The sequence below is a fragment of the Empedobacter sp. UBA5987 genome (assembly GCF_002429865.1).
Lineage (GTDB): Bacteria > Bacteroidota > Bacteroidia > Flavobacteriales > Weeksellaceae > Empedobacter > Empedobacter falsenii_B.
On the sequence record NZ_DJBB01000073.1, the window covers coordinates 21,392 to 28,243 of the forward strand.

Here is a 6,852-nt window from a genome sequence, read left to right on the forward strand (position 1 = left end):
ATTATTCTTTTAACGGTTGTTCTTTCACAAAAACGTGACCAACTTTTGTGAAATCGTAAGCAATCTCGTATAAATACTCTAATAGATCTTCAATCAGTTCAGAATCATTTTGCAAAGCCTCTGTTTCAATTTCAGTATATGCAACAGTTTTTTCTCCAAATTCTATTGTTTTAGGTAAATTTTCTGTTTCATATTCGCCATAAAGCCGAATGTTTTGTAACAATAATTGCAAAATTTTCTTCATCAATCGAATATGTTCTGAAGTTAAAATAACGGAATTGTTTTTCTTTAAAATTTTAACTAAACCAACTGAATATGAGACAAATGATTGATTGAAAATGGTGAATTTATTCAGTACGTTAGCATTTTCTTGTTTTCCTTTCGGTTCAGAAATTACACGCTGAAAAACTGAATTAATATTTGCCATTGCAATAAAAACATCTTTTCTAGCTAATTTATAATCTGTTGTAGAAACTTCGTTGTCGGCTAATTTTTTAAAAACCAAATAGATAAACTCATAATTTGCAATCAATGCTTTTTGAATATATTCGTTCATATTATTTTTTTCCCAAGTTGGTAAAATCAAATAACTCGAAATAAACGCCATAAATCCTCCAACAAGTGTATCAATAAAACGTTCTTGAATAATATACAATGAATCTTTTTGCGAATAAAAACTAAACGAAATAAGAATATACGCGGTTAAGTAAAATGTACCAATTGCATATTTGTGACGAATAAAAGTGTAGGCCATTAACATGAAAATAAGCATTAAAGCAAATCGGATACTGTGTTGAGGAATTATCAATAATATTAAAACTCCAACTAATCCACCGCCAATTGTTCCTTTCAAACGCTGAAAGTTTCGTTTTTTTGTTACACTAAAACCAGGTTTTAAAATTACTAAAACTGTCATCAAAATCCAGTAACTATGGTAAGTCATCGGAATAATAAACGTGACACCATAAGCTAATAACATTACAATTGATGCACGAATTGCATGTCTAAAAATTGAAGATTTTAGATTCAGATGATCTTTTAATTTTCGTAAAGAATAATCAACTGTAGGTTCAAAATGTTCGGCATGATCCAGTGGATTTTTCTTTTTTTCTGTGAACGAATCATCATAAAAAAACTTATGAATAAACTCTATTTTATAAACAATTTGCTTTAGATTGATATAAATTTTAGATAAAACGATTGGTTTTTGTCCTTCTGCATATAATTCTTTGATGGCATCATCAATCTTTTTTAACTCAACTTCAAAGTCAAAAGTTGATTGTTTAGGACGTTTGTTCGAGTTAATATGATAAGCAATCATTTTAAGTTCATGCGCTAATTTATTCATTAAATTATAGATTTTGCGCATTGCTTTTGTATCGCCATAAACTTCTCGAATTTTCACATAATCATATTGATTTGCTGTAATATTCTCGAAAATATCTATTAAATCGGAGAAAATAAACACAATCGAACGCCCAATTGGTGTCTGGTCTTTTACCAATTTTTTATTCGAAAAAACTAATTCACGAACTAAACTTTGTTTTTCGTTAATGACAACATGTTCGTCGATTAATTTTTTGATAATATCATCATAATTTGAGTCTTTATCAAACATAGAAGCCTTGATTCGAATGTATTCAGAAATATGAATCATTGTATCAGCTAAGTTTTGCTGCGCCATACGATAAGGACGAAAGGTGCTAATAGCTAGACTAAAAATAGTGTACCAAGCTGCTCCAGCCGTCACAAAAAGCGCAATATGAAGAGGACTTAACTCATGTCGTAAATCATTCATATTCATTACCATTGACATCATAATGACCATTCCAAGCGCACTTGTACGTTGTCCCCAAACGGTTAACATGTTAGAAAAGAAAACGATAACTGTTAAACAAATACCTAGAAATATTGGGTAACTATTAATCGTTTTGGTGAAATACGAAACAAGGAAAATCAAGAGTACGGAAAGCCACATCAGGTTTCGGCGTTCTTTAAATGGACCAGGTGTATCCGTCATGTGCGCTAAAACTGCACCAAGACTTATTGTTACACCGGCATATAAATCGCCAAATAAGCTGGCTACGATAGGTGGAATGATAATCGCTAAAGAAGTTTTTAAGCCATCTGAAAGCGCTTCTCCGTAGATAAAGTTTTCAATTTTATTGATGATTTTCAAGTGTAATTTTTTAAGGTTGAAAATTGTTGTATAAAATTAACACAACTTTTTTCGAAACCCAACTAAACTCGTGAAGTTTTTAGAATATGAAACCCATCAATGCTTTGAGTAAAAATTAAAGTTGTTGTACCGCCATCAATAATTTTGAATTTTTTCTTGATAACGTCTATTGGCTGATTGTAATTTTTGACTAATAAATTCGCTTTTGTTTTTAGAATTTCTTTTTTTTGATTTTTAATTTCTTCTTCAATCAAGTAAATTTTTCCAGGAAAATTCTCTAAAAGTTCATTCGAAGTATACAAATGAGTATTCTGATGAAGTTTATGAAGATTGAATTTTTCGCTCAATAATTTGAAAGCACCAGTTTTTAGAATCGCAACATTTGGTTCGTAAATATAACGTTGAATTCCTCCAAAACTTGCATTCGCACTATATTCTTCTTCAAAATGAAAAGAAAATTCGGATTGATTATTTTCTAAATTAACAGCTTTTATCAAAGGGTTTTTTGTTGAAGAATTTTTATCTAAAATGATTAGAAAATCTTTCACTTCATTTTTTAATGCAACAATGTGTATTTCAGAAATTGAATCAATTTGTTGTAGGGTAGAAGTGATGTCTAATAAAGGCGAAAGCTTGATGATAATTTTCTCTGTTTTTTCGAAAAAAGTTGGAATCCATTCTAAAATATTTGGCTCTAAATCTTCCAAAATAAATTTTCTTCCGCTCGAATTTCTTCTTGCTGGATCGAGATAAATAACATCAAATTTTAATGTAGGATTTTCTTCAAAAAAAGACTGAAAAGTTCCTGTATAGGTTTCTAAATTTGGCGCTAAAATTTTAGCATTATGTTGTACAATCTCACTCAATTCAGGATTTTGTTCGATGTGATATACTTTGTCAAAATTCTTTGCAAAAGCCATGGTATCAATTCCAAAACCTGCGGTTAAATCAATCAAATTTTTTCCTTTAACTAAAGTTGATTTATAATTTGCTGTGGCTTCTGAACTTGCTTGTTCCAAATTAATTGAAGGCGGAAAATAAATATTTTCTGTCGAATAAAGTGTTGGAAATTTATGTTTTGAAACTTGAATTCCTTTCAATTGTTGTGCAATTTCAGCAGAAGAAATTTCCTCAAACAACGATTTTTTCAAACCTATAGATTTGATGTCTTCATGTTCGATTATTTTCAGATAATCTTGAAATTCTTTTGTTAAAATAGTTGGATTCAAAATGTTATTTTTTGACGTAAAATATTATTTTATTAAACACAAAACTTCAGTATCCATCACAGCTACTGAAGTTTCGATTATATTATTAAGTTCTTTTAATGAAATTGGCATCCAATTCATGTAAAAACTATTTTTTTTCCTCTTTTTCTGCCAAACGAGTTGGAACAATCGGAACAAAAAGTGCTTGTTTTACCACTTTTTCTTTTGGCGATTTCTCAATCACATCTGCAGGGTTTCTAAATTTGTTTACACCAATTAATTTAATGGTTTGCTCATCGAAATCTTTTTGCTCTTTTTTCGCGCTTGTGTAAATAAAATCTTGAATAGTTTCATTTTGTAAAGCATTTACAAAACCTCCTACATTTTGTATTGTTTTAAACAATTCTAACGCATTTTCAGCCATTTGATTTGTCAAACTTTCAATGTAGAAAGAACCAGCAGCAGGATCAGTAAATTGATTCAAATAAGATTCTTTTTGTAACAATAATTGTTGTTTTGCGGCTAATTCTAATCCAAAATCAGACTCTTTATTAACTTCATCATATGATCCAACAAAAATAGCGTCACTTGATCCGAAGATAGCCGAAGAAGCTTCTATTGTAGAGCGAATAACGTTGTTGTAAATATCTAATTTAGATTTATTGCGATCGGATGTTGAAGTGAAAATAAATGCTTCACTTTCTTTATTATATTGCTCCAAAATCATTTTCCATAAAAAGCGAAATGCTCTTAATTTCGCAACTTCGAAGAAATAATTACTTCCAACAGCGAATTTAAAATAGATTTTGTCCGCAATATCAGCTCCAAAATTTTCTAAATATTCTACAGCATGCGCAAGTGTTATCGCGATTTGTTGAACATGATTTGCACCAGCATTTTGATAAACATCTCCTTGAATTGAAATTACTTTTTCGAAATTTTTCAATGCCAAAGCTTCTTTCACCAATTCTTTTGATGCTTTTTCTGAATCATTTTGCCAAAGTCCATTCTGTGCCAAATATCCATACATATCTAAATCTAAATATTTCAGATTTGGAAGATTTTCAAGCGATTTTAAATCAGAAGTCTCATCATATTTAATAAATAAATCCAGATAATTAGGAAGTTCTAACGATGAATCAATTTGATTTTGATTAATCAAATATCCATACAAAAAGCTGTAATCTTGGTTTTTATTTCCAGTATATTTCGAAATAATTTTCCAATCTTTTGAGGATTTTGGTAAAGGTTGTACAGCCGAATAATCGACATCATCCTTTGTATATAATGGTTTTACATTTATTTGATCGTTCGTTCCCCAAACTAAAGTTTCATTATATTCTAAACCTTTTAGCTCGACTTGAACTTTATTTTTCCATTCTTTTTCAGAAATAGAATCAAAATTTTCAAATAACTTACTCATTTTCTTTATTTTGTGGCTTCGTAACTTTTTCTTGCTGAATGATAAAAATATCTTCATCATCTTTTTTCAAGAAATGCTTTTCTCTTGCAATCCTTTCAATTTCAGCAGGATTACTATTTAGTTGATTTAATTTTTCAGACTCAGTATCCAAGTGTTCTTGGTAATATTGTTGATCAACTTCTAATAATTTGATTTGTTTATCCAACTCGCGATGTACGAAAAAAGAATTTTGATCGAAAAAAATCATCCAAACAGCAAACGCAACCGTTAGAACAAAGTAACGATTCCAAACAAATTTGAATACACGTGTATCCTTAATTTTTCTTTTCGGTACTTCTGGTGTAAGTTCTTCGTCAAAGATTTCTTCCGATTTTTCTTTCATTATACAGTAGTTTTCGAGTTGAGTTTTTCTTTAATTACAGTTGATAAAACTTTGATTGCGACAGAATTTTTCTTTTTCATATTCGGAATAATAATGTCTGCATAGTTTTTAGATGGTTCTATAAATTGCTGATGCATAGGTTTTAACGTTTTTTGGTAACGCGTTAAAACTTCATCCAAATCGCGCCCACGTTCTTGGATATCACGACGTACACGACGAATTAAACGCTCATCAGAATCTGCATGAACAAAGATTTTTACATCAAATAAATCGCGTAAATCTGGGTCAGTCAATACCAAAATTCCTTCTACAATAATAACCGATTGTGGATGGGTTAAAATCGTTTCTTCCTTGCGACTATGCGTAATAAACGAATAGACAGGTTGTTCTATTGATACGCCATTTTTCAATAAAGCGACATGTTCTTTTAGTAATTCGAAATCAATTGATCTTGGGTGATCAAAATTGATCTTAGAACGTTCATCAAAAGATAATTCAGGATGATCTTTATAATAATTATCTTGAGAAATAACGATAACGCTTTCCGCGTTAAGATCTCTTAAAATATTATTTACAACAGTTGTTTTTCCCGAACCTGTTCCTCCTGCAATTCCTATTACTAGCATTTTTGTTTTATTATTTTTTTTAATTTCGTTTGATGTTTCCATTGCAAGAGTTCTCGTAAAATTTCCTTAAAGATAAAATTTTCCTATCAGAAATTAAAATAAAAAGAAATCGATTCTTGCAAAATTTTAAATGTTGTCGTGAAGAAGTTTTGGTTGATTGATTTTGAGAAAAGAAATAATTATCGATGCATTTAAAAAATGATTGATTTATTATTCGATTATTTAGATGTAACTCAAACATTTAGGTTTATTTATACAAAAAAAGTACTTTGCAGTACTTGGTTTCTCTTAATCGGATGCAAAGGAAAGAAAAAAATATAAAAACTTTATCTTTTTTATCATTATATTTATAAGATCAGAACTATTATAAAATACTAAACTATGAACGATTTAATCTCAATGTCTACTATTTTTTCGTTATTTCTCGGAATAGGATTAGCCGCCGCTGCTGGTTTTCGGATTTTTCTTCCCTTATTTATATTGAGTTTAGCTGTCAAATTTGCAGGAAGTTTTATTAATCTCGACGAAAATTGGATGTGGGTTGGGAGTACACCAGCTCTTATAACACTTGGTGTAGCGATGTTAGTGGAAATTGGAGCTTATTATATTCCAATTATTGATAATTTGTTGGATACGATTGCGGTTCCCTTAGCTGGAATTGCAGGAACAATAGCGGTTGGAATTACGATGCCAGAAATGAACGAAGTTGCAACTTGGGCTTTGGCGATTATAGCAGGAGGAGGAACTGCGGCTGCGATTAGCGGTACAACTGCTGCTGCAAGAGCTGTTTCGACCACCACAACTGCGGGAGCTGGAAATTTTTTGGTTAATACAGGTGAAACGTTTAGTTCTATTGTATTAAGTATTACGGCAATTGTATTGGCTCCTTTGGCGTTTATTTTTGTACTGATTATTTTATATGTGTGTTATAGAGCATATAAAAGTGTTAGAAAAAAAGGTGATCAGTTATTGGCGGAAGAATTGTGAAAAGAGTGAAGGATTATATTAATAAAAAAAAGAGGCTGTCTCAAAAG

The 6,852-nt window shown here is 30.5% G+C and carries 6 protein-coding genes; 1 reads left to right on the forward strand and 5 read right to left on the reverse strand.

The genetic code is table 11. The annotated features are described in order from the left end of the window. Position 1: 1 nt before the first annotated feature. From B3J26_RS12920 to udk, 5 genes are all read right to left on the reverse strand, one after another. Entirely contained in the window at positions 2-2,179 is a 2,178-nt protein-coding gene (locus B3J26_RS12920) for an FUSC family membrane protein (protein ID WP_291074766.1), read from the reverse strand. A gap of 62 nt (positions 2,180-2,241) precedes the next feature. Beyond that, entirely contained in the window at positions 2,242-3,408 is a 1,167-nt protein-coding gene (locus B3J26_RS12925; RefSeq protein ID WP_291074767.1) for a THUMP-like domain-containing protein, read from the reverse strand. 127 nt (positions 3,409-3,535) lie between these two features. Continuing rightward, positions 3,536-4,810, reverse strand: coding sequence for a methylmalonyl-CoA mutase family protein (locus B3J26_RS12930; RefSeq protein WP_291074768.1), 1,275 nt, complete (start codon positions 4,808-4,810; stop codon positions 3,536-3,538). Further along, entirely contained in the window at positions 4,803-5,192 is a 390-nt protein-coding gene (locus tag B3J26_RS12935) for an FtsB family cell division protein (RefSeq protein WP_280037436.1), read from the reverse strand. Before B3J26_RS12935 ends, B3J26_RS12930 begins: the two co-directional genes overlap by 8 nt. After that, positions 5,192-5,860: a uridine kinase gene (gene udk / locus B3J26_RS12940; RefSeq protein WP_260392473.1), complete on the reverse strand. Its 669-nt coding sequence runs from the start codon at positions 5,858-5,860 to the stop codon at positions 5,192-5,194. The genes B3J26_RS12935 and udk overlap by 1 nt, the downstream gene beginning before the upstream one ends. A gap of 339 nt (positions 5,861-6,199) precedes the next feature. On the opposite strand from udk, the gene B3J26_RS12945 reads away from it, so the two are divergent. After that, positions 6,200-6,805 (forward strand): DUF4126 domain-containing protein, encoded by a 606-nt coding sequence (locus B3J26_RS12945; protein WP_221855583.1) that lies wholly within the window; start codon positions 6,200-6,202, stop codon positions 6,803-6,805. The last annotated feature ends 47 nt before the right edge of the window (positions 6,806-6,852 follow it).

Bases quoted from the DNA above. Each gene is read 5' to 3' on its own strand.
- B3J26_RS12930 (WP_291074768.1), bottom strand. From the start codon at position 4,810: ATGAGTAAGTTATTTGAAAATTTTGATTCTATTTCTGAAAAAGAATGG.
- B3J26_RS12945 (WP_221855583.1), top strand. From the start codon at position 6,200: ATGAACGATTTAATCTCAATGTCTACTATTTTTTCGTTATTTCTCGGA.
- B3J26_RS12935 (WP_280037436.1), bottom strand. From the start codon at position 5,192: ATGAAAGAAAAATCGGAAGAAATCTTTGACGAAGAACTTACACCAGAA.
- udk (WP_260392473.1), bottom strand. From the start codon at position 5,860: ATGGAAACATCAAACGAAATTAAAAAAAATAATAAAACAAAAATGCTA.